The organism is Rubrivivax soli, assembly GCF_049810355.1.
GTDB lineage: Bacteria > Pseudomonadota > Gammaproteobacteria > Burkholderiales > Burkholderiaceae_C > Rubrivivax.
Genome location: NZ_CP187368.1, coordinates 3,352,637 through 3,373,901, shown reverse-complemented (window position 1 = coordinate 3,373,901; position 21,265 = coordinate 3,352,637). Strand labels below are relative to the sequence as shown.

Annotated in this window: 18 protein-coding genes; 13 read left to right on the top strand and 5 right to left on the bottom strand. The window is 71.6% G+C overall.

Annotated features, from left to right (window positions below):
- Positions 1-4: 4 nt before the first annotated feature.
- From ACPOLB_RS15390 to ACPOLB_RS15375, 4 genes are all read left to right on the top strand, one after another.
- On the top strand, positions 5-646 hold the full coding sequence (locus ACPOLB_RS15390) for a MarC family protein (protein WP_425256883.1): 642 nt from the start codon (positions 5-7) through the stop codon (positions 644-646).
- A gap of 4 nt (positions 647-650) precedes the next feature.
- Entirely contained in the window at positions 651-2,279 is a 1,629-nt protein-coding gene (locus ACPOLB_RS15385) for a GMC family oxidoreductase (RefSeq protein ID WP_425256882.1), read from the top strand.
- Between the two features lie 278 nt (positions 2,280-2,557).
- On the top strand, positions 2,558-3,376 hold the full coding sequence (locus tag ACPOLB_RS15380) for an HDOD domain-containing protein (protein ID WP_425256881.1): 819 nt from the start codon (positions 2,558-2,560) through the stop codon (positions 3,374-3,376).
- Between the two features lie 104 nt (positions 3,377-3,480).
- Positions 3,481-5,169: an AMP-binding protein gene (locus ACPOLB_RS15375; RefSeq protein ID WP_425256880.1), complete on the top strand. Its 1,689-nt coding sequence runs from the start codon at positions 3,481-3,483 to the stop codon at positions 5,167-5,169.
- Between the two features lie 15 nt (positions 5,170-5,184).
- On the opposite strand, the gene ACPOLB_RS15370 is transcribed toward ACPOLB_RS15375, so the two are convergent.
- From ACPOLB_RS15370 to ACPOLB_RS15355, 4 genes are all read right to left on the bottom strand, one after another.
- Positions 5,185-7,557: a putative bifunctional diguanylate cyclase/phosphodiesterase gene (locus ACPOLB_RS15370; RefSeq protein WP_425256879.1), complete on the bottom strand. Its 2,373-nt coding sequence runs from the start codon at positions 7,555-7,557 to the stop codon at positions 5,185-5,187.
- Between the two features lie 6 nt (positions 7,558-7,563).
- On the bottom strand, positions 7,564-8,196 hold the full coding sequence (locus ACPOLB_RS15365) for a methylamine utilization protein (protein WP_425256878.1): 633 nt from the start codon (positions 8,194-8,196) through the stop codon (positions 7,564-7,566).
- A 107-nt stretch (positions 8,197-8,303) separates the two neighbouring features.
- Positions 8,304-9,386 carry a tRNA 2-thiouridine(34) synthase MnmA gene (gene mnmA / locus ACPOLB_RS15360; protein ID WP_425256877.1) on the bottom strand — a complete coding sequence of 361 codons (1,083 nt, stop codon included), beginning with the start codon at positions 9,384-9,386 and terminating at the stop codon, positions 8,304-8,306.
- Positions 9,387-9,433: 47 nt separating this feature from the next.
- Positions 9,434-9,694, bottom strand: coding sequence for a hypothetical protein (locus tag ACPOLB_RS15355; RefSeq protein ID WP_425256876.1), 261 nt, complete (start codon positions 9,692-9,694; stop codon positions 9,434-9,436).
- Between the two features lie 151 nt (positions 9,695-9,845).
- Between ACPOLB_RS15355 and ACPOLB_RS15350 the strand changes: the two genes are divergently transcribed.
- The 9 genes from ACPOLB_RS15350 (at position 9,846) to ACPOLB_RS15310 (ending at position 20,185) form a co-directional block, all read left to right on the top strand.
- A complete protein-coding gene (locus ACPOLB_RS15350) occupies positions 9,846-13,088 on the top strand; it encodes a S41 family peptidase (protein ID WP_425256875.1) in 3,243 nt (1,080 codons plus the stop codon).
- Positions 13,089-13,154: 66 nt separating this feature from the next.
- Positions 13,155-13,634 (top strand): SET domain-containing protein, encoded by a 480-nt coding sequence (locus ACPOLB_RS15345; protein WP_425256874.1) that lies wholly within the window; start codon positions 13,155-13,157, stop codon positions 13,632-13,634.
- Between the two features lie 43 nt (positions 13,635-13,677).
- A complete protein-coding gene (locus ACPOLB_RS15340) occupies positions 13,678-14,373 on the top strand; it encodes a TetR/AcrR family transcriptional regulator (protein WP_425256873.1) in 696 nt (231 codons plus the stop codon).
- A gap of 270 nt (positions 14,374-14,643) precedes the next feature.
- Positions 14,644-15,219: a TRAP transporter small permease gene (locus tag ACPOLB_RS15335; RefSeq protein WP_425256872.1), complete on the top strand. Its 576-nt coding sequence runs from the start codon at positions 14,644-14,646 to the stop codon at positions 15,217-15,219.
- The gene (locus ACPOLB_RS15330; protein WP_425256871.1) at positions 15,216-16,493 is read left to right on the top strand and encodes a TRAP transporter large permease subunit; all 1,278 of its coding nucleotides are present in this window, start codon (positions 15,216-15,218) and stop codon (positions 16,491-16,493) included. Before ACPOLB_RS15335 ends, ACPOLB_RS15330 begins: the two co-directional genes overlap by 4 nt.
- 13 nt (positions 16,494-16,506) lie before the next feature.
- Positions 16,507-17,511, top strand: coding sequence for a TRAP transporter substrate-binding protein (locus ACPOLB_RS15325; RefSeq protein ID WP_425256870.1), 1,005 nt, complete (start codon positions 16,507-16,509; stop codon positions 17,509-17,511).
- Positions 17,511-18,374 (top strand): shikimate dehydrogenase, encoded by an 864-nt coding sequence (locus ACPOLB_RS15320; protein ID WP_425256869.1) that lies wholly within the window; start codon positions 17,511-17,513, stop codon positions 18,372-18,374. Before ACPOLB_RS15325 ends, ACPOLB_RS15320 begins: the two co-directional genes overlap by 1 nt.
- A gap of 28 nt (positions 18,375-18,402) precedes the next feature.
- Complete coding sequence (locus tag ACPOLB_RS15315) at positions 18,403-19,305, top strand: VOC family protein (RefSeq protein WP_425256868.1); 903 nt, start codon at positions 18,403-18,405, stop codon at positions 19,303-19,305.
- A 4-nt stretch (positions 19,306-19,309) separates the two neighbouring features.
- On the top strand, positions 19,310-20,185 hold the full coding sequence (locus ACPOLB_RS15310) for a sugar phosphate isomerase/epimerase family protein (RefSeq protein WP_425256867.1): 876 nt from the start codon (positions 19,310-19,312) through the stop codon (positions 20,183-20,185).
- Between the two features lie 57 nt (positions 20,186-20,242).
- Here the strand turns inward: ACPOLB_RS15310 and ACPOLB_RS15305 are convergent, their stop codons facing one another.
- A complete protein-coding gene (locus tag ACPOLB_RS15305; RefSeq protein ID WP_425256866.1) occupies positions 20,243-21,259 on the bottom strand; it encodes a tripartite tricarboxylate transporter substrate binding protein in 1,017 nt (338 codons plus the stop codon).
- Positions 21,260-21,265: the final 6 nt, after the last annotated feature.

The window sequence follows — 21,265 nt, the reverse complement described above, 5'->3', positions numbered from 1 at the left end:
CGCCATGGATCTCCTGAAGCCGCTGATCGCGCTGCTGGCCATCGTGAACCCGATCGGCGTCGTGCCGTTCTTCATCCACTTCACGCAGAACCTCAGCCGCGAGCAGCGCCGCCGCACCATCCGCATCAGTGCCTTCACGGCCTTCTGCGTCATCGCGCTCAGCGCGGTGGCGGGCCTGAAGATCATCGAGTTCTTCGGCATCTCGATCGCGTCGTTCCAGGTCGGCGGCGGCCTGCTGCTGCTGACGGCGGCCATCAGCATGCTCAACGCGCACCCGGCCGAGAGCAAGCCGGGCGACGTCGACGAAGGCCAGCAGAAGCTGGACGCCGGTGCCAGCATCGCGGTGGTGCCGCTGACGATCCCGCTGCTCACCGGGCCGGCGACCATCTCCACCATGGTCATCTACGCCGAACGCACGCGCCACTGGTGGGAGCTGGCGGTGCTGGTGGGCTACGGCGTGGTCGTCGGCGTGGCCACGTTCGTCGCCTTCTCGGCTTCCGGCGCCATCGCGCGCTGGCTGGGCAAGACCGGCATCGACGTGATGACGCGGCTGATGGGTCTGATCCTGGCGGCGCTGGCCGTGGAGATCATGGCCGACGGCCTGGTGAAGCTGTTCCCCGTGCTCGCCAGCCACCTGGCGCGCTGAAGCGATGACCCCCCCGGCCCCAGACACCCCCGAGTTCGACGTCATCGTCGTCGGCGCCGGCACGGCCGGCTGCCTGCTGGCCAACCGCCTGTCGGCCGACCCCGCGCGGCGCGTGCTGCTGGTCGAGGCCGGCGGGCGCGACAGCTACCACTGGATCCACATCCCGGTGGGCTACCTGTACTGCATCGGCAACCCGCGCACCGACTGGCTGTACTTCACCGAGCCCGACCCCGGGCTGAACGGCCGCCGGCTGCGCTACCCGCGCGGCAAGGTGCTGGGCGGCTGCTCCAGCATCAACGGCATGATCTACATGCGCGGGCAAAGCCGCGACTACGACCACTGGGCGGCGCTGACCGGCGACCCCGGCTGGCGCTGGGACGCCTGCCTGCCCTTCTTCAAGCAGCACGAGGACCACTGGCGCGGCGGCGACGCGCTGCACGGCAGCGGCCACGAGTGGCGCGTCGAGCGCCAGCGGCTGTCGTGGGAGGTGCTGGACGCGTTCGCCCAGGCCGCGCAGCAGGCCGGCATCCCGGCCAGCGACGACTTCAACCGCGGCAACAACGAGGGCGTGGGCTACTTCGAGGTCAACCAGCGCACGGGCGTGCGCTGGAACACGTCGAAGGCCTTCCTGCGCCCGGTCGCCAGCCGGCCCAACCTGCAGGTGTGGACCGGCGCCGCCACCACGCGCGTGCTGCTGGAGCAGGGCCGCGCCGTCGGCATCGAGCTGCAGCGGGCCGGCGGCGCGCTGCAGCAGGTGCGCGCACGCCAGGAAGTGGTGCTGTGCGCCGGTGCCGTCGGCACGCCGCAGATCCTGCAGCTGTCGGGGCTGGGGCCGGCGGCGCTGCTGCAGTCGCTGGGCATCGCGGTGCAGCGCAACCTGCCCGGCGTCGGCGAGAACCTGCAGGACCACCTGCAGATCCGTGCCGTGTTCTCGGTGCAGGGCGTGCGCACCCTGAACACGATGGCGCACTCGCTGTGGGGCAAGGCGAAGATCGGGCTCGAGTACGCGCTGCGCCGCAGCGGCCCGATGAGCATGGCGCCGTCGCAGCTGGGGGCCTTCACGCGCTCGGCGCCGGGCCACGCCTGGCCCAACGTGCAGTACCACGTGCAGCCGCTGAGCCTGGACGCGTTCGGCGAGCCGCTGCACCGTTTCAACGCCTTCACCGCCAGCGTCTGCAACCTGAACCCCACCGCGCGCGGCCACGTGCGCATCGCCAGCCCGCGGCCGCACGACGCGCCGCAGATCCGGCCGAACTACCTCTCCACGCCCGAAGACCGCCAGGTCGCCGCTGACTCCCTGCGGCTCACGCGCCGCATCGCCGCGATGCCGGCGCTGGCCCGGTACCGGCCGCAGGAGGTCAAGCCCGGGGTGCAGTACCAGAGCGACGACGATCTGGCGCGGCTGGCGGGTGACATCGGCACCACGATCTTCCACCCGGTGGGCACGTGCAGGATGGGCGCCGACGACGACGCCCTGGCCGTCGTCGACAGCCGCCTGCGCGTGCGCGGCGTGCCGGGGCTGCGCATCGCCGACGCCAGCGTGATGCCCACCATCACCAGCGGCAACACCAACGCGCCCACGCTGATGGTGGCCGAGCGCGCCGCGGCCTGGATCGCGGCGGGAAAGCCCTGATGCCCCCCGGAGGGGCGCGGGGCTACATTGCGCCCACTCGCGGTGCATGCCGGAGCCTGCGCAAAGGCCGGCACGCACGGGACGGGGGTCTGAGGAGACGACAACGACGACGGATGGCCACCGTGCAAGAAGCACGCCGGCCCGGGAAAGGCGCCCAGCGACGGCGCCTTTTTCGTTTCCACCGGCCGCGAACTGGCCCGGGAAGCCACCGCTTCTGCCACGATGGCCACTGCGCCCGCCGCCCTAGCATCCGTCCACCGCCCAGCCCGCCCGCCGCCATGCCCGTGAATCCCGAACTGCGGTCCCTCGACATCGACATCCCTTCGCAGCCCGAGTCGCTGGTGAAGCTGTCGCTGCTGCTGGCCGAGGACGACGTCAACCTGGGCGCGGTGGCGGCGCTGATCGAGGGCGACATGGCGCTGGCCGCCGCGGTGATGAAGGCCGTGAACTCGTCGCTGTACGGCCTGAAGGGCCGGGTGCAGAGCGTGCAGCAGGCCATCACCTACCTGGGCATGCGCGAGATCGCGGCCATCACCTTCGAGATGGGCCTGCGCGCGGCCTTCCCGCCCGCGGCCGAGCTGGAGCCGCTGTGGCAGCGCGCCGCGCAGCGCGGCCTGCTGATGGGGCGGCTGGGCCAGCGGCTGTCGCTCGACGCCTGGGCGGCGCACTCGGCCGGGCTGTTCGAGGAGTGCGGCAAGGCGGTGCTGTACCGCCACGCGCCCGACCACTACACCGCGATGCTGCGCGCCGCGCGTTCCGATGCCGAGCTGGTGACGCTGGAGCACACCGGCTTCGGCGTCAGCCACGACGCGCTGGGGGCCGCGCTGTGCGACAGCTGGGGCCTGGCGCCGGCGGCCGTGGCCAGCGTGCGCCACCACGTGGGCCTGCTGACGACGCTGGAGTTTCCGCCGCACGTCACCAAGCGCAGCGTCGGCGTGCTCTCGGTCATCGCCAACACCCTGCTGGACGCTCCCGAGACGCTGGACGCCGTGGTTGCGCAGGTCGCGCCGCAGGCGGAACTGGACACCGTGCTGGCGCTGCGCGGTGCGCGCCAGGTGCAGCAGCAGCTGGCCGAGGCGCTGGCGAACGGACGCTGAGCCGGTCGGCCCTTTCCGCCGAGGGATGTGGTAAGCCCTGCTGCCCAGAGGGCGGCGCGGTGGTTAGTCTTGTCGCCCCGATTGCCACGAGACCCCCGTACGCCATGGCTGCAACCGTATCCGACGACGCGCTGGCCCTGCAGCGCCTGTTCCACTGGGAGCGCACCGAACCCGACCGCGTGGCGCTGACGCAACCGCTGGGCGGCGGCCAGGTGCGCGACTACACCTGGCGCGAGATCGTCGACCAGGGCCGGCGCATGGCCGCCCACCTGCGCGCGCAAGGGTTCGCGCCGGGCGCGCGCATCGCGATCCTGTCGAAGAACACCGCGCACTGGCTGATGGCCGACTACGCGATCTGGATCGCCGGGTACGTGTCGGTGCCCCTGTACCCGACGCTGGCCGCCGGCACGATCCGCCAGATCCTGGAGCACAGCGAGTCGCAGCTGCTGTTCGTGGGCAAGCTCGACGGCTTCGACGCCATGAAGCCCGGCATCCCCGACGGCCTGCCCTGCGTGGCGCTGCCGCTGTCGCCCAAGACCGACTACCGCAGCTGGGACAGCATCACCGAGGCCACCGAGCCGCTGGGCGGCGACCTGCTGCGGCCGGCCGACGACCTGGCCACCATCATGTACACCTCGGGCACCACCGGCGCGCCCAAGGGCGTGATGCACAGCTTCGGCACGTTTGCCTGGAGCGTGCAGTCGGGCCTGAAGCGTGTGCCGGCCATCAACCACGCCGCGCGCATGCTCAGCTACCTGCCGCTGAGCCACGTCGCCGAGCGCACGCTGGTCGAGCACGGCCAGCTCGCCACCGGCATGCACGTGTACTTCGCCGAGAGCCTGGACACCTTCACCAGCGACCTGCAGCGTGCCCGGCCGACGGTGTTCTTCTCGGTGCCGCGGCTGTGGGTGAAGTTCCAGCAGGGCATCCACGCCAAGATGCCGCCGGCCAAGCTGGATCGGCTGCTCAAGATCCCCATCCTGCGCGGCATCGTGCGCAAGAAGATCCTCACCGCGCTCGGCCTGCAGGAGTGCCAGTTCGCCGCCGGCGGTGCCGCGCCGATGCCGCCCGACCTGCTGCGCTGGTACGACAAGCTGGGCCTGGACCTGATCGAGGTCTACGGCATGACCGAGAACTGCGGCGTCAGCCATGCCACGCTGCCGGGCAAGCAGCGCCCGGGCACGGTGGGCCTGCCCTACGACGGCGTGCAGTCCCGGCTGGATCCGGCCACCGGCGAGATCCAGATGAAGAGCCCGGGTCTGATGCTGGGCTACTACAAGCAGCCCGAGGTCACGCGCGAGGCGCTCACCGACGACGGCTGGCTGCACACCGGCGACAAGGGTGCGCTCGACCCCGAGGGCAACCTGCGCATCACCGGCCGCGTGAAGGACCTGTTCAAGACGAGCAAGGGCAAGTACGTGGCCCCGGCGCCGATCGAGGACAAGCTGGTGATGCACTTCGCCGTCGAGGCCTGCTGCGTCACCGGCGCCAACCTGGGCCAGCCGCTGGCGCTGGTGATGCTCAACGAGATGGCGATCAAGCAGGTGGCCGACCCGGCGGGCCGCGCCGAGCTCGAGGCCTCGCTGGCGCAGCACCTGAAGTCCATCAACGAGACGCTGGACCCGCACGAGCAGCTCGACTGCCTGGTCGTCACCACCGAGCCGTGGACGGTGGGCAACGACCTCATCACGCCGACCTTCAAGGTCAAGCGCAACCGCATCGAGGACCTGTTCGCCAGGCACTACGACCAGTGGGTCGGCGCCCGCAAGCCCGTGCTCTGGCACGGCCGGTAGGCGCGCGCGGCTGTCTCAGTGCAGCGCCACGCTGGCGGCCTCGCTGCGGCGCTGCTGCCAGCGCGCCGCGAAGGCGGCCAGCTCCGCCACCGGCACCGGCTTGCTCATGTGGTAGCCCTGCGCCTCGTCGCAGTCCAGCGCGCGCAGCTGCGCCAGGATGGCCGCGTTCTCCACGCCCTCGGCCACCACGTTGAGGTTCAGGTTGTGCGCCAGGTCCACGACCAGGCGCACGATCTTCGCGTCCTCGGCGCTGCGGTCCATGCCCTTGACGAAACTCATGTCGATCTTCAGCTCGTCCACCGGCAGGTCCTTCAGGTAGGCCAGCGACGAGTACCCGGTGCCGAAATCGTCGATCGACAGCTTGAAGCCGCGCGCGCTCAGTGCGTTCAGCGTCGCCAGCGCGCGCTGCGGTTCGTCCATCACGGCGCTCTCGGTGATCTCCAGGCAGAAGTTGGCCGCGGAGGCGCCGTGGCGCGCGAGGATGCCGTCCAGCCGCGCGGGCAGCTCGCTGTCCATCAGGTCGCGTGCGCTGAGGTTCACCGACACGCGCTCCATGCCCAGGGCCGCGAGCTGCGGCCAGTCGCGCACCGCGGCCTCGAAGACCCACAGCGTCAGCTGGCGCACGAAGCCGGTCTGCTCGGCGTAGGGGATGAACTGCATCGGCGGCACCAGGCCGCGTTCGGGGTGCTGCCAGCGCACCAGCGCCTCGGCGCCGATCAGCCGGCCGCTGGCGATGGCGACCTTGGGCTGCAGGAACATGCGCAGCTCGCCCTGCTCCAGCGCCCGGCGCAGCTCCGACAGCAGCGACAGCGTCTGCGCACTGCCGACGTCGATGGCGGGGTCGTAGACCAGCGCCGACGCGGTGCGGCGCTTGGCGGTGTAGGTCGCGACTTCGGCGCGGCTCAGCAGCACGTCGGCGTCGGTGCCGTGCTCGGGATGGCAGGCGATGCCGAAGCCGGCGGAGATGTCCACGGTCTGGTCTTCCAGCAGCAGCGGGCGCTCGAAGCTGGCGGCGATGCGCTCGGCCACGGCCAGCGCCGTCGCGGCGTCGGCGCCGGGCAGCAGCAGGGCGAACTCGTCGCCCGACAACCGGGCCACGAGGTCGCCGTCGCGCACGCCGTGCTGGGTGATGCGCCGGGTGACGCCCTGCAGCAGCAGGTCGCCGAAGCGGTAGCCGAGCACGTCGTTGACGTGCTTGAAGCGGTTCAGGTCCAGCATCACCACCGCGAAGCGGCCGCCGTTGTGGGCGCCGGCCTCGATGGCCTCGCGCACGGCGGCGCGGAACTGCGCGCGGTTGGGCAGGCCGGTCAGGCGGTCCCAGTAGGCCAGCTGGCGCACCTCGGCGGCGTGTGCCGCGATGTCGACGCGCATCTTGTCGAAGGCCTGGGCCAGGCCGCCGATCTCGTCGGCGCGGTCGGTGTGCTGCAGGGGCTGGCTGTAGTCGCCGCGGCCCAGCTGCGCGCTCGCGCTCACCAGCGACCGCAGCGGCGTGGTGATCTGCCGCGCCATGAAGACGCTGACGACGCCGAACACCGCCACCGCCAGCAAGGTGATGGCCAGCAGCGCCCACTGCAGGCGGCGGAACGGCGCCACCACGGTGTCCACCGGGCGCAGCAGCACGACACGCGCGTCGCTGTCGGCGGCCAGCGCCACATGGCGCGCCACCATCGCGTCGCCTGCGACGCGCACGCGTTCGCCGGTCAGCGCCGCACCGGCGTCGGCCTGCAGCGTCGACAGTGCCGGCTGCAGCCCGCCGCCCGGGCCGCCGGGCAAGGCGAGCACCACGTGCAGGCGCGACAGGTCGCGCATGTCGTCGAGCAGTGCGCGGTCGATCGGAAACCCCATCACCACCCACCCGATGACCAGCGGCGCGCGCACCGGCACGGCGACGAAGCGGAACGGGCGCCCGCCCAGCAACGCCACCTGGCTCGCGCGCGGCTGGCGCGCGAGCTCGGCGGCCACGCGCTGCATCACCGCGGTGTCGGCCATCGCGCCGCCGTCGTCGTGCACCGCGCGCACGACGAAGCCGGTGTCGACCCAGGCGCCGATCTCGGCGCCGATGCGGGCGCTGTGGTTGTCCAGCACCGAGTCCAGCGTGTCGACGTCGCCGGTGGACAAGGCCGCGCGGAAGCCGTAGTCGGCAGCCAGCACCGTGGCACCCAGCACCAGCGCGTCGGCCTTCTGCTCCAGCAGGCGGCGCCAGACACGCTCGCCGATCTCCAGCTCGCGCGCCAGCGTGCCGCGCGCGCTGCCTTCGATGGTGGCGCTGATGACCCCGAACCCCGCGGCCTGCACCAGCAGCAGCAGGCCGAGGAACAGCGCCACGATGCGCGTGGACAGCCGGCGCGCGAAGAAGCTGCTGAACGGCAGGCGCAGGGGCATCTGCATCGGTGCTCAGCTCCCGCCCGGCACCGGCAGGCGCAGCGCGACGCTGCCGCCCGCGGCGGCCACCGTGACGGCCTGGTCCAGCGCAGGCGCGCCGGGCGCCAGCGCCGGATGCCAGCTGCGCAGCCGGTAGTTGCCGGGCGGAACGTTGTCCAGGCGCACGCGGCCGTTGGCGCCGGTCTGGCCGAGATGGGGGGTCTCCACCACCACCACCCAGGCCACCATGTCGTCGTGGATGTTGCAGCCCAGCACGGCGATGCCGGGCTTGTCGAACAGTACCGGGTTGGCGGGCGTGCCGGCGTAGAGCTTCAGCTCGAAGGTCTTGGCCGGCGAGAACGAGTACACGTGGTGCCGCACCTTGTCGCGGTTCGGGAAGGTCACCTGGGTGCCCGCCGTGACCACCGAGACGCGGTTGGTGAAGGTCTTGGCCGCCTGTTCGATCTCGATGCCGGCCAGCGGCCTGGCCGCTGCGCGGGCTTCCTTCGATTCGAGGAACACCACGGCATCGCCGAGCGGCTTGCCGTCGTTGCCGCTGACGCTGAGTTCCAGCGTTGCCGCGGTCGCGATCGTTGCCGCGCCGCAGAGCAGGGCAGCGGCGCAGCGCGGCAGGGACGGCGTCGGACGGCGGAACGTGCGTGGCATGGGCGGACGGCAATGGCCGGGCCACGTCGGCCCGTGTCCGGTTATCGGCCTGGCGCGACCCGGGTTGAGCCGCGCTGCGCGGTCGGCAGCGCCCGGGGCCGGAACGCTCAGGCGATGACGCCGCCGCCCAGGCAGACCTCGCCGTCGTAGAGCACCGCGCTCTGGCCGGGTGTGACGGCCCACTGCGCCGCCGCGAAGTCGAGCGCGATGCCGCCATCGACGTGCCGCAGCGTGCAGGCGGCATCGGCCTGGCGGTAGCGCGTCTTGGCCGCCAGCGCGCCGGCGGGCGGCGGCGTGCCCGCGACCCAGCTGCAGTCGGCCGCGGTCAGCGTGTGCGACAGCAGCCAGGGGTGGTCGTGCCCCTGCACCACGCGCAGCGTGTTGCGCGCGAGCTCCTTGCGCGCCACGTACCAGGGCGCGTGCTCGCCGCCGCCGGCCTTCACGCCGCCGATGCCCAGGCCCTGGCGCTGGCCCAGCGTGTAGAAGCTCAGGCCCACGTGGCGGCCGACCTCGCGGCCTCGGTCGTCGAGCATCGGGCCGGGGGTGCTCTTGAGGTAGCGGTTCAGGAACTCGCGGAACGGACGCTCGCCGATGAAGCAGATGCCGGTGCTGTCCTTCTTGCGCGCGTTCGGCAGCCCGATCTCCTCGGCGATGCGGCGCACCTCGGTCTTCTCGAGCTCGCCCACCGGGAACAGCGTGCGCGACAGCTGCGCCTGGTTCAGCCGGTGCAGGAAGTAGCTCTGGTCCTTGGCCGGGTCCAGGCCCTTCAGCAGCTCGAAGGCACCGGCGGCGTTCCGCCGCACGCGGGCGTAGTGGCCGGTGGCGATCTTCTCGGCGCCCAGCCGCATCGCATGGTCGAGGAAGGCCTTGAACTTGATCTCGGCATTGCACAGCACGTCGGGGTTGGGCGTGCGGCCGGCGTCGTATTCGCGCAGGAACTCGGCGAAGACGCGGTCCTTGTACTCGGCCGCGAAGTTCACGTGCTCGATCTCGATGCCCAGCACGTCGGCCACCGCGGCCGCGTCGACGAAGTCGATGTTCGACGCGCAGTAGGCGCTGTCGTCGTCATCTTCCCAGTTCTTCATGAAGATGCCGACGACCTCGTGGCCCTGCTGCTTGAGCAGCCAGGCCGTCACCGCGGAATCGACGCCGCCGCTCAAGCCCACCACGACGCGCTGTCTGGTTCCCATGCCCGGGATTATCCCCAGGCGGCGCGCCGGAGACGGCGGCGCGGGCTTCAGCAGGCCAGCATCTGCGAGCGCGAACGGATCAGCTCGCGCGCCCGCGACAAGGCGTAGTGCAAGGCTTCGTCGGGGTCGGGCCAACGGTGGCCGCAGGCCAGGCTGTCGTCGCGGAAGGCTTCGCGCTGGCGGGCCGTGCCCGGCACGCCGCGCACGCGGTTGACGACGACGGCGGCGATGTAGCCGTCGCCGCGTGGCGCGTCCAGCGCGCCGACATAGATGCGGTAGTCGCCTTCGTGGCTTTCCTGGAATCGCATGGTGCGGCCTCTCGGATGGGGGTGGGGGGACCCCGAAGTGGGCGCGATGATGGAGGCCTGCCCCGGGGGGAACCATCCCTCTCGGGAGGGAGCCGTCCCCCGAAGGTGCATGGGATGATGGTTCCGATTGCCCCATGTCAAGGAAGCCCGCATGACCGCCAGCCTGCCCCCGGCCTATCTGCGCCAGCCCACGCTGCACGGCGACACCGTCGTCTTCGTCAGCGACGACGACCTCTGGAGCGCCGGCACGGCCGGCGGCACCGCCCGGCGGCTGACCGCCGGCCTGGGCGAGCCTGCCACGCCCTGCCTGTCGCCCGACGGCCAGTGGCTGGCCTTCATCGGCCGCGACGAGGCGCACGGCGAGGTCTGGTGCATGCCGGCACAGGGCGGCGCCGCCCGGCGCCTGACCTGGCTGGGCGCCGACACCGCGGTGCGCGGCTGGACGCCCGAGGGCCGCATCCTCCTGTGCAGCAACCACGGCCAGCCCTTCTTCCGCAACTGGCACGCCTTCACCGTGGGCGTGCAGGGCGGCGTCCCCGTGGCGCTGGAGCTGGGCCAGGTGAACCACCTCGCCTTCGGGCCCGGCGGGCGGCGCGTGATCGGCCGCAACACCGCCGACCCGGCGCGCTGGAAGCGCTACCGCGGCGGCACCGCCGGCCACCTGTGGATCGACGCACAGGGCGACGGCCAGTTCCGCCGCATGACCGAGCTGCGCGGCAACATCACCAGCCCGCTGTGGATCGGTGACCGCATCTACTTCCTCAGCGACTTCGAGGGCACCGGCAACCTGTATTCGTGCCTGCCCGACGGCACCGACCTGGCGCGCCACAGCGACCACGACCGCTACTACGCCCGCCACGCCAGCAGCGACGGGCGGCGCATCGTCTACCAGTGCGGCGCCGAACTCTGGTTGTTCGACCCCGCCACCGACCGCACGCAGCCGATCGCCATCGACGTGCCGGCGGCACGCACGCAGGCCGCGCGCCGCTTCGTGCCGGCGGCCGAGCACCTGCACGGCGCGGTGCTGCACCCGGCGGGCCACAGCGTCGCGGTGGAAGCACGCGGCAAGCTGTTCACGATGCCCCTCTGGGAGGGCGCGGTGCTGCAGCACGGGCACGCTGCCGGCGCGCGCCAGCGGCTGGGCCAGTGGCTGGCCGACGGCAGCACCCTGGTGGCCGCCAGCGACGCCTCGGGCGAGGAGCGGATCGTCGTGTTCGACGCCGGTGGCGAACGCGCCCTGCCCTGGGACATCGGCCGCGCCACCGAGCTGCGCGCGGCGCCGCAGGGCACGCTGCTGGCCATCGCCAACCACCGCAACCAGCTGCTGCTGGGCGACGTGGCCGGCGGCACGCTGCAGGTGGCCGACAGCAGCGCCTGCGGCCGTATCCGCGACCTGGCGTGGTCGCCCTGCGGCGGCTGGCTGGCCTATGCCTTCGACACCAGCCCGCGCCACACCGCGATCAAGCTGCTGCAGCTGGCCACCGGCACCGCCACGCTGGTGACGCAGCCCGAGTTCCGCGACTGGAGCCCGAGCTTCGACCCCGCCGGGCGCTTCCTGTACTTCCTGTCGCTGCGCACCTTCGACCCGGTGTACGACGCGGTGCAGTTCGAGCTGAGTTTTCCGCGCGCCGCGCGGCCGTACCTGGTGGCGCTGCAGGCCGGCGGGCGCCCGCCGTTCGACCCCCAGCCCAAGGGCCTGAAGCCGGACGGCGACGACACGCCGGGCCAGGGCGCCGCCCCTGCCGAGGGCAGCGCGCCGGCGCCGCTGCAGGTGGACCTGGACGGCATCGCCCGCCGCGTGGCCGCGTTCCCGGTGGCCGAGGCGCGCTTCGGGCAGCTCGTCGGCGTGGCGGGCGGCAAGGTGGTGTGGACCGTGCTGCCCATTCCCGGCGCGCACGGACGCGGCGGCCACAAGGAGTCGCCGGGCCGGCTCGAGGTGTTCGACTTCGCCACCGGCCAGGTCAAGACGCTGATGGACAAGGCCGACGCCGTGGCCGTGGCCGCCGACCGGCACACGCTGCTGGTGCGCGAAGGCCAGCGGCTGCGGGCGATCGCCGCCAAGCCGCGCGAGGGCAAGGAGGCCGACGCCGACGAGCGCCCGTCGCGCAAGAGCGGCTGGCTCGACCTGGGGCGCATCCGCGTGGCCGTGGAGCCGTCGGCCGAGTGGCGGCAGATGCTGCGCGAAGTGTGGCGGCTGCAGCGCGACCACTTCTGGGTCGCCGACATGTCGGGCGTGGACTGGACGGCCGTGTGGCAGCGCTACGCGCCGCTGCTGGAGCGCGTGGCCACGCGCGGCGAGCTGTCGGACCTGGTGTGGGAGCTGCAGGGCGAGCTCGGCACCTCGCACGCCTACGAGATGGGCGGCGACCACCGCAAGCCGCCGGCCGTGGCACTGGGTTTCCTGGCCGCCGAACTGCAGCCCGGCCCGCAGGGGCACACCATCACCGCCATCGTGCAGGGCGACCCCTGGGACGCCGCGGCCGATTCGCCGCTGAACGCCGTCGGCGTCGAGGCCCGTGTCGGCGAGCGTGTGCTGGCCATCGGCGGCCAGCCGCTGCCGCCCGACCAGCCGGCCCAGTCGCTGCTGGTGCACCAGGCCGGCGCGAAGGTGGCGCTGACGCTGGCGGACGCCAACGCCGGTGCGGCCGGCGCCACGCGCGAGGTGCTGGTGACGCTGCTGGCCGACGAGACGCCGGCCCGCTACCGTGCCTGGGTCGAGCACAACCGTGCGTGGGTGCACGCGCACAGCGGCGGCCGCCTCGGCTACCTGCACGTGCCCGACATGATGTCGGCCGGCTTCGCCGAGTTCCACCGCTACTTCGCGACCGAATGCGACCGCGACGGCCTGGTGGTGGACCTGCGCTACAACCGCGGCGGCCACGTCTCGCAGCTGCTGCTGGAGAAGGTGGCGCGGCGGCGCGTGGCCTGGAACCTGATGCGCTGGGGCCAGCCCGAGCCCTACCCCGATGCCGCGGCCGCGGGCCCGGTGGTGGCGCTGACCAACGAACACGCGGGCTCCGACGGCGACATCTTCTCGCACAACTTCAAGCTGATGGGCATCGGCACCCTGGTGGGCACGCGCACCTGGGGCGGCGTCATCGGCATCTGGCCGCGGCACACGCTGGTGGACGGCAGCACCACCACGCAGCCCGAGTACGCGTTCTGGTTCAAGGACGTGGGCTGGGGCGTCGAGAACCACGGCACCGACCCCGACATCGAGGTCGACAACGCGCCGCAGGACCGTGCTGCCGGACGCGACCGGCAGCTGGAGGTGGCGGTGGCCACCGCGCTGGCGGCGGTCGCGCGCGAAGGCGTGGCGCGGCCCGACTTCGGCCCGCGGCCGCAACTGGCTGCGCCGCCCCTGCCGCCGCGGCCGGCGCGACCGGGGTCCTGAGGCGCCGGCACCGCACTTGCTTGGCCGGGCTCGGAGAGAATCCAGCCCCGCCGCAAGAGCCCGCTTATGCCAGAGTCGCCAGAGCCTGCCCCGCCCATCGCCCCGCACGACACCCACGCCATCGAAGTGCGCGCCAGCGCCGTGCATGGCCAGGGCGCCTTCGCCACCCGCCCGCTGCAGCGCGGGCGTGCCATCGGCCACTACGGCGGGCGCCGCTACGCGCCGGGCGAGGTCGGCGAACGCGACTGGGACAACGGCCTGACGTATGTCTTCGGCCTCTCCGACGGCAGCATCATCGACGGCAGCGACGGCGGCAACGCCACGCGCCACCTCAACCACTCGTGTGCGCCGAACTGCGTCGCCTTCGAGGTCGAGACCGAGGACGGCACGCCGCAGGTGGTGATCGAAGCGCGCCGGCGCATCCGCGTCGGCGAAGAGCTGTTCATCGACTACGCGCTCGACATCGGCGACGCCGACCCGGCCGAGTTTCCGTGCCGCTGCGGCGCGCCGCAGTGCCGCGGCACGATGGCGATGAAGAACGGCTGACCCGGGCGCCGGGCACCGCCGGCGATCCCCTACACTGCCGCGAATGAACCAGACGGTACATTCGGCGGCGAAGAAGCAGGCGGCCAAGTCAGCGGGCCGACCGCGCGCGGCCAAGGCCAGCGTGCGCACCAACGACCCCGAACGCACGATGGCCGACATCATCGACGTCGCCACGCGCGAGTTCAGCGAGAAGGGCCTGGCCGGGGCCCGCATCGACGACATCGCCGAGGCCATGCGCACCAGCAAGCGCATGATCTACTACTACTTCGGGAGCAAGGAAGGCCTGTACATCGCGGTGCTGGAAGAGGCCTACCGGCGCATCCGGGCGATCGAGTCCGACCTGCACCTGGACGACCTGGCCCCCGAAGACGCGCTGCGCCGTCTGGTCGGCTTCACGGTGGACTACCAACTCGCCAACCCCGACTTCATCCGCCTGGTGATGACGGAGAACATCCACCGCGGCGAGTACATCGCGCAGAGCAAGGCGATCCAGAAGCTCAACGTCCCGGCCATCGAAGGCCTGCGCCGCGTCTACGAGCGCGGCGTGGAAGCGGGCGTGTTCCGCAGCGGCGTCGACGCCATCGACCTGCACATGTCGATCAGCGCGCTGAGCTTCTTCAACACCGCCAACCGCCACACCTTCAGCCTGATCTTCAAGCGCGACCTCGACACGCCGGCCGCGCTGATCGCGCGCCGCGACAGCATCATCGAGATGGTCGTGCGCTTCGTCAGGAAGTAGGACCACCCCCGTAGCGCCTGCGGCGCTCCCCCTCAAGGGGCCGAGCCCGGATACGACAGGTCCGGTGGACCTGTCGTGCCTGGCGAGGAGCCGGGCCACTGGCCCGGCGCGGCCTGCAAGGCAACCCCGGCGGCCCGGCGGAGCCGGCCCGCGGCGTTCGCTTGGCTTGTTGCACGTGCGTTGTAGCCATCGTGCGGGTTTTTACCAAGTTCAAAACTAACTAGTTCGTACATTATTCGCTCCAGCGCTTCATCGAAGGCGCATGGAGACATGTTGAACACCCCGACTCCCACCGTCCTCGACCGCTTCTGCCGGCTGCTGGAGCTGCTGATCGCGCTGTGCCTGGCGGTGATGGTGGTGATGGTGTTCGGCAACGTCGTGCTGCGCTACGTCTTCAACTCCGGCATCGCCGTGAGCGAGGAGCTGTCGCGCTGGCTCTTCGTGTGGATGACCTTCATCGGCGCCATCGTCGCGTTGAAGGAACACGGCCACCTCGGCACCGACATGCTGGTGGCGCGGCTGCCGCGCAAGGGCAAGCTGGTGTGCATGGTCGCCAGCCAGCTGCTGATGCTGTGGGTGACCTGGCTGCTGCTGAAGGGCAGCTGGGCGCAGGTGCTGATCAACCGCGACGTCGAGGCGCCGGTCACCGGCGCGCCGATGGCCGTGGTCTACATGGCGGGCGTCGTGTTCGCTGTGCCCGCCGGCCTGCTGCTGCTGGCCGAGCTGCTGCGCACGCTGACGGGCCGGCTGCGCGACGACGAGCTGGTGATGGTGCAGGAGTCGGAGGACCTCGCGCACGCCCAAGCCCAGATGCAGGCCGAGACGAAGAAGGACGCGCCGCAATGACCATCCTCGTCTTCCTCGGTTCCCTGCTCGGCGCGATGGCGCTGGGCATGCCGATCGCCTATGCGCTGCTGGTCAGCGGTGCGGCGCTGATGCTGCACCTGGACATGTTCGACGCGCAGATCCTGGCGCAGAACGTGATCAACGGCGCCGACAGCTTCCCGCTGCTGGCCGTGCCCTTCTTCATGCTGGCCGGCGAGATCATGAACGTCGGCGGCCTCTCGCGCCGCATCGTGCACCTGGCGCTCACGCTGGTGGGTCACGTGCGCGGCGGCCTGGGCTTCGTCACCATCCTGGCCGCGGTGCTGATGGCCGCGCTGTCGGGCTCGGCGGTGGCCGACACCGCGGCGCTGGCGGCGCTGCTGCTGCCGATGATGGTGCGCGCCGGCCACGACAAGGCCCGCGCCGGTGGCCTGATCGCCAGCGCCGGCATCATCGCGCCCATCATCCCGCCGTCGATCGGCTTCGTGATCTTCGGCGTCGCCGCCAACCTGTCGATCGGCAAGCTCTTCATGGCCGGCATCGTGCCGGGCCTGCTGATGGGCGTGGCCATTGCCACCGCCTGGTACATCGTGGCCAAGCGCGAGAACGTCACGCCGCCGAAGCCCGCCAGCCGCGCCGAGAAGCTCGCGGCGCTGAAGAGCTCGACCTGGGCGCTGTTCCTGCCGGTCATCGTGCTCGTGGGCCTGAAGATGGGCGTGTTCACCCCCACCGAGGCCGCCGTGGTGGCGGCCGTGTACGCGCTGTTCGTCGCCACCGTGGTCTACCGCGAGATGACGCTGCGGCAGCTGCTGCCGGTGTTCGTCAGCGCGGCCAAGACGACCTCGGTGATCATGTTCCTGGTGGCCGCGGCCATGGTGTCGGCCTGGCTCATCACGGTGGCGCAGCTGCCGGCGCAGATGATCGAACTGCTGCAGCCGCTGCTGGACCACCCGACGCTGCTGCTGATCGCCATCATGCTGCTGGTCATCGCCGTGGGCACGGCGATGGACATGACGCCCACCATCCTGATCCTCACCCCGGTGCTGATGCCGGTGGTGAAGGCCGCCGGCATCGACCCCTACTACTTCGGCGTGCTCTTCATCATGAACAACGCCATCGGCCTGATCACGCCGCCGGTGGGCACCGTGCTCAACGTCGTGGCCGGCGTCGGCCGCATGAAGATGGACGAGGTCACGCGCGGCGTGCTGCCCTTCATGGGCGCGCAGCTGGTCGTGCTGTTCCTGCTGGTGCTGTTCCCGCAGATCGTGCTGTGGCCCCTGAAGCTTTTCTACTGAACGGAGACAAGAGATGAAGCGTGTTGTGCTCAAGACCCTGGTGGCTGCAGCCGCCCTCGCCGCCTTCGGCCTCGCCGGCGCCCAAGACATCAAGGAGCGCAGCTTCAAGCTGGGTCTGCAGAACCCGAAGGGCCACCCGCTGGTGACCGGCGCCGAGAAGTTCGCCGAGATCGTGGCCGCCAAGAGCGGCGGCAAGATGAAGATCAACCTGTTCCCGGGCGGCGTGCTCGGCGGCGACGCGCCCACGGTGTCGGCGCTGCAGGGCGGCACGGTCGAGATGACGGCGCTCAACAGCGGCATCCTGGCCAGCCAGGTCAAGGACTTCACGGTCTTCGACTTCCCCTTCATCTTCGCCACGCCGCAGGAGGCCGACGCGGTCGTCGACGGGCCCTTCGGCCAGAAGATGCACGCCAAGCTGCAGGACAAGGGCATTGTCGGCCTGGCGTACTGGGAGCTGGGCTTTCGCAACATCACCAACAGCAAGCGCGCCATCACCAAGGTCGAGGACCTCGAAGGCCTGAAGCTGCGCGTGATCCCGAATGCGATCAACGTCGACTGGGTCAAGGCGCTCGGCGCCAACCCCACGCCGATGGCCTTCCCCGAGGTCTACGCGGCGATGGAGGCCAAGGCCATCGACGGCCAGGAGAACCCGCTGAACGTGATCCTGGCGAACAAGTTCGCCGAGGTGCAGAAGCACCTGGTGCTGAGCAACCACCAGTACAACCCGCAGAGCCTGATCATCAGCAAGAAGGTCTGGGACACGCTCTCGGCCGCCGAGAAGCAGATCCTGCAGGACGCCGCCACCGAAAGCGCCGTCTTCCAGCGCAAGGTCTCGCGCGACGCCGCCGCCGGCAACCTGGCGGCGCTGAAGCAGGCCGGCATGGCCGTGACCGAGCTGTCGGCCGCCGAGCAGGCCAAGCTGCGCGCGAAGTTCAAGCCCGTGATCGACAAGCACGGCGAGCCCATCGCCGCCACGGTCGCCGAGCTCAACGCCGAGCTGGCCAAGCTGAGAAAGTGATGCCCGCGCCCGACAAGCTGCTGGTCGGCCTGATCGGTGCCGGCATCCAGCGCTCGCTGACGCCGGCGCTGCACGAGGCCGAGGCCGCCGCGCAGGGCCTGCGCCTGCACTACCAGCTGATCGACCTGGACACCACCGGCCAGGGCGTCGAGTCGCTGCCGGCGCTGCTGGCGGCGGTGCGCACCATCGGCTTTGCCGGGCTCAACATCACCTACCCCTGCAAGCAGGCCGTCATTCCGCTGCTCGACGCGCTCAGCGACGAAGCCGCGGCGATGGGTGCCGTCAACACCGTGGTGCACCGCGACGGCAAGCTGGTCGGGCACAACACCGACGGCTCGGGCTGGCGCTGGGGTTTCGCGCGTGCCCTGCCCGGTGCCGACCTGTCGCGCGTGGTGCTGCTGGGGGCCGGCGGCGCCGGCTCGGCCATCGCGCACGCGGCGCTGCGCATGGGCGTGCAGCAGCTGGTGCTGGTCGACAGCGACACCACGCGCGCCAGCGCGCTGGCCGAACGCCTGAATGCGCTGTACCCCGGCCGCCGCGCCAGCTTCACGCCCGACGCCGGCGCGGCGCTGGCCGGCGCCAGCGGCCTGGTGCACGCCACGCCCACCGGCATGGACAAGCTGCCCGGCATGCCGCTGGCAGCAGAACTGCTGCGACCCGACCTGTGGGTGTCGGAGATCGTCTACTTCCCGCTCGAGACCGCGCTGCTGCGCGCCGCGCGCGCGCTGGGCTGCCGCATCAGCGACGGCGGCGGCATGGCGGTCGGCCAGGCCGTCGGCGCCTTCACGCACTTCACCGGGCTGCAGCCGGATGCGGCGCGCATGGACGCTCATTTCAGGCGTCTGGTCGCCGAACGGCGCTGAGCCACCCCCCCGAAGCAGGAGCCCTGCGATGACCCTCACGCTCGACCGCGAAGCCGTGCTCGACCTGCCCAACCCGCTGGGGCTGGAAGGCATCGAGTTCATCGAATACACCACGCCGCGACCGCAGGCGCTGGGGCAGGTGCTCGAGTCCATGGGCTTCCGCCCGGTGGCGCGGCACCGCTCGCGCGAGGTGCTGCTGTACCGCCAGGGCGGCATGAACGTCATCGTCAACGCGCACGGCATCGCCGCGGCTGCCGCCGGCGGCGAAGCGGCGCCCGAGATCGCCGCGATCGCGCTGCGTGTGCGCGACGCGGCTGCTGCGTGGCGCCGTGTCGTCGAGCTCGGCGCCTGGCCGCTGCCGGGGCAGGTGCAGCCGATGGAACTGCACATCCCCGGGGTGCACGGCGCCGGCGCCAGCCGCATCTTCTTCGTCGACCGCTGGCGCGAGTTCTCGATCTACGACGTCGACTTCGTGCCCATCCCCACGGTGGCGCCGCAGGTGCCGGCCACGGCCGGCCTGCACTGGTTCGGCATCGTGCAGTACGTCGGCGCGCAGCGGGCCGAGGACTGGTGCGCGTTCTACGCCTCGCTGTTCGGCTTCGCCGTGCTCGCCGACGACGAGCGCTACGGCATCCTGCCCGCCGGCCGCGTGCTGCGTTCTCCGTGCGGCACGTTCTTCCTGCAGCTGATCGAACCCGAGCCCGCCGCCGGCACCGCCGGCATGGCCGACGAAGGCCTGCAGCGCGTGGCCTTCGGCACGCCCGACGTGCCGGCCGCGGTGCGCACGCTGCGCCAGCGTGGCGTGGACTTCGTCGAGTCCGACCGCCTGCGCCCGGGCGACCGAGGCGCGCTCACGCGCGCGGTGCTGGGCAGCGTGATGTTCGAGCTGGTGCACCACGCCGCGCCGCCGACCGACGCCGACGCGGGTTGACGCCATGTTCAAGGACATCGGCATGGACACCATCAGCCTGGCGGGCCCGCTGCACGCCAAGCTGCGTGCGATGCGCGAAGCCGGCTTCACGCAGGTGATGCTGGCCGCGAAGGACCTGGTCGGCCACCCCGATGGCTGGCAGGCCGCGGTGGAAGAGGTGCGCGGCAGCGGCCTGCGCGTGACCGGCTTCCAGGTGCTGCGCGACTTCGAGGGCCTGTCGGGCCACCTGCACGACTACAAGGTCGACATCGCGCGTTCGATGATCGAGATGTGCGCGGCGCTGCGCAGCCCGGTGCTGCTGGCCTGCAGCAGCACCAGCGTGCACGCCAGCGACGACCGCGCGCACATCGCGCGCGACCTGCGCAAGCTGGCGATGATGGCGCTGCCGTTCGGCATCCGCGTCGCCTACGAGGGCCTCAGCTGGGGCCGGCACCTGAACGACGTGCCCGGCGCCTGGGACGTGGTGCAGCGCGCCGACGCGCCCAACCTGGGCCTGGGCATCGACTCGTACCACAGCTTCGCGACGCAGACGCCGCTGGAGGCACTGCACGGCGTGGACGCGGCCAAGATCTTCCTGGTGCAGCTGTCCGACTTCATGTGGCAGGAAGTGCGCACGGTCGAAGAGCGCATCGACACCGCGCGCCACTTCCGCGTCTTCCCCGGCGAGGGCGTGCACAGCGAGGCCATCGTGCGCCTGGTGCGCCTGCTCGACGGCATGGGCTACCGCGGCGACTACAGCTTCGAGGTCTTCAACGACGACTACCAGCAGCTGCCGCTGGCCACCGTGGCGCAGCGCGCGCAGCGCTCGGCCACCTGGCTGGCGGCCGACGTGCTGCGGCGCGCGCTGCCGCTGCCGGGGCGCGCGCCGCTGCGCCCCTGACGCGTCGACCCTGACGGCCGGCCAGGACGTCGGTCCACCTTCGCGCTGAACCGACGATCAGTCGACCTTGGCGCCTGAGGCCTTCACCACCCCGGCCCACTTCTTCGTCTCGGCGTCGATGAACTTCACGAACTCCGCCGGCGTCATGCCGCTGGGAATCGCGCCCTGCGCCTGCAGGCGCTCCTTCAGCGCCGGGGTCGCCATCGCCTTGGCGGTTTCCTGCTGCAGCCGCGCCACCACGTCGGCGGGCGTGCCGGCAGGGGCCAGCAGGCCGAACCACGAGCTTGCCTCGTAGCCCTTCAGCGCCGCGCCGCCGGCCTCGGCCACGGTCGGCAGGTCGGGCAGGGCCTGCGAGCGCACGGCGCTTGTGACGCCCAGCGCCTTCAGCTTGCCGCTCTTGATGTGCGGCATCGCCGAGGGCAGGTTGTCGAACATCACGTCCATGTTGCCGCCCATCAGGTCGATCAGCGCCGGGCCCGAGCCGCGGTACGGAATGTGGACCATGAAGGTGCCGGTCATGGTCTTGAACAGCTCGCCTGCCAGGTGGATGCTGGTGCCGTTCCCCGAGCTGGCCATGTTCAGCCGGCCCGGAGCGCCCTTCAGCGCCTTCACGAAGTCGGCGACGCTGTTCACGCCCAGCTTCTGCGCCGTGGCCGGGTTCATCACCAGCACGTTGGGCACGCCGGCCACCAGCGTCACGGGCGCGAAGTCCTTGATGTGGTCGTAGGGCATGCGCGGGTACAGCGCCGGATTGATGGCGTGCGTGCCCACCGTGCCCATCAGCAGCGTGTAGCCGTCGCCCGGGGCCTTGGACACTTCGGCGGCGCCGTTGTTGCCGCCGGCGCCGGGCTTGTTGTCGACGATGAAGGGCTGGCCGAACGCGCGCTGCAGCTCGGGCGCGAGCGCGCGCGCCAGGATGTCGGTGGTGCCGCCGGCGGCGAACGGCACGACGATGCGCACCGGCTTGGTCGGCCAGGCGCCCTGCGCGAGCGCGGCCGGGGCGGCCAGAACCGCCAGAACCGCCGAGGTGGCGGCGAGTGCGGTGCGGCGGGTGATGGTGGTCGGGCGGGTCATCGTCGT

Bases quoted from the DNA above. Each gene is read 5' to 3' on its own strand.
- ACPOLB_RS15390 (WP_425256883.1), top strand. From the start codon at position 5: ATGGATCTCCTGAAGCCGCTGATCGCGCTGCTGGCCATCGTGAACCCG.
- ACPOLB_RS15385 (WP_425256882.1), top strand. From the start codon at position 651: ATGACCCCCCCGGCCCCAGACACCCCCGAGTTCGACGTCATCGTCGTC.
- ACPOLB_RS15380 (WP_425256881.1), top strand. From the start codon at position 2,558: ATGCCCGTGAATCCCGAACTGCGGTCCCTCGACATCGACATCCCTTCG.
- ACPOLB_RS15375 (WP_425256880.1), top strand. From the start codon at position 3,481: ATGGCTGCAACCGTATCCGACGACGCGCTGGCCCTGCAGCGCCTGTTC.
- ACPOLB_RS15370 (WP_425256879.1), bottom strand. From the start codon at position 7,557: ATGCAGATGCCCCTGCGCCTGCCGTTCAGCAGCTTCTTCGCGCGCCGG.
- ACPOLB_RS15365 (WP_425256878.1), bottom strand. From the start codon at position 8,196: ATGCCACGCACGTTCCGCCGTCCGACGCCGTCCCTGCCGCGCTGCGCC.
- mnmA (WP_425256877.1), bottom strand. From the start codon at position 9,386: ATGGGAACCAGACAGCGCGTCGTGGTGGGCTTGAGCGGCGGCGTCGAT.
- ACPOLB_RS15355 (WP_425256876.1), bottom strand. From the start codon at position 9,694: ATGCGATTCCAGGAAAGCCACGAAGGCGACTACCGCATCTATGTCGGC.
- ACPOLB_RS15350 (WP_425256875.1), top strand. From the start codon at position 9,846: ATGACCGCCAGCCTGCCCCCGGCCTATCTGCGCCAGCCCACGCTGCAC.
- ACPOLB_RS15345 (WP_425256874.1), top strand. From the start codon at position 13,155: ATGCCAGAGTCGCCAGAGCCTGCCCCGCCCATCGCCCCGCACGACACC.
- ACPOLB_RS15340 (WP_425256873.1), top strand. From the start codon at position 13,678: ATGAACCAGACGGTACATTCGGCGGCGAAGAAGCAGGCGGCCAAGTCA.
- ACPOLB_RS15335 (WP_425256872.1), top strand. From the start codon at position 14,644: ATGTTGAACACCCCGACTCCCACCGTCCTCGACCGCTTCTGCCGGCTG.
- ACPOLB_RS15330 (WP_425256871.1), top strand. From the start codon at position 15,216: ATGACCATCCTCGTCTTCCTCGGTTCCCTGCTCGGCGCGATGGCGCTG.
- ACPOLB_RS15325 (WP_425256870.1), top strand. From the start codon at position 16,507: ATGAAGCGTGTTGTGCTCAAGACCCTGGTGGCTGCAGCCGCCCTCGCC.
- ACPOLB_RS15320 (WP_425256869.1), top strand. From the start codon at position 17,511: ATGCCCGCGCCCGACAAGCTGCTGGTCGGCCTGATCGGTGCCGGCATC.
- ACPOLB_RS15315 (WP_425256868.1), top strand. From the start codon at position 18,403: ATGACCCTCACGCTCGACCGCGAAGCCGTGCTCGACCTGCCCAACCCG.
- ACPOLB_RS15310 (WP_425256867.1), top strand. From the start codon at position 19,310: ATGTTCAAGGACATCGGCATGGACACCATCAGCCTGGCGGGCCCGCTG.
- ACPOLB_RS15305 (WP_425256866.1), bottom strand. From the start codon at position 21,259: ATGACCCGCCCGACCACCATCACCCGCCGCACCGCACTCGCCGCCACC.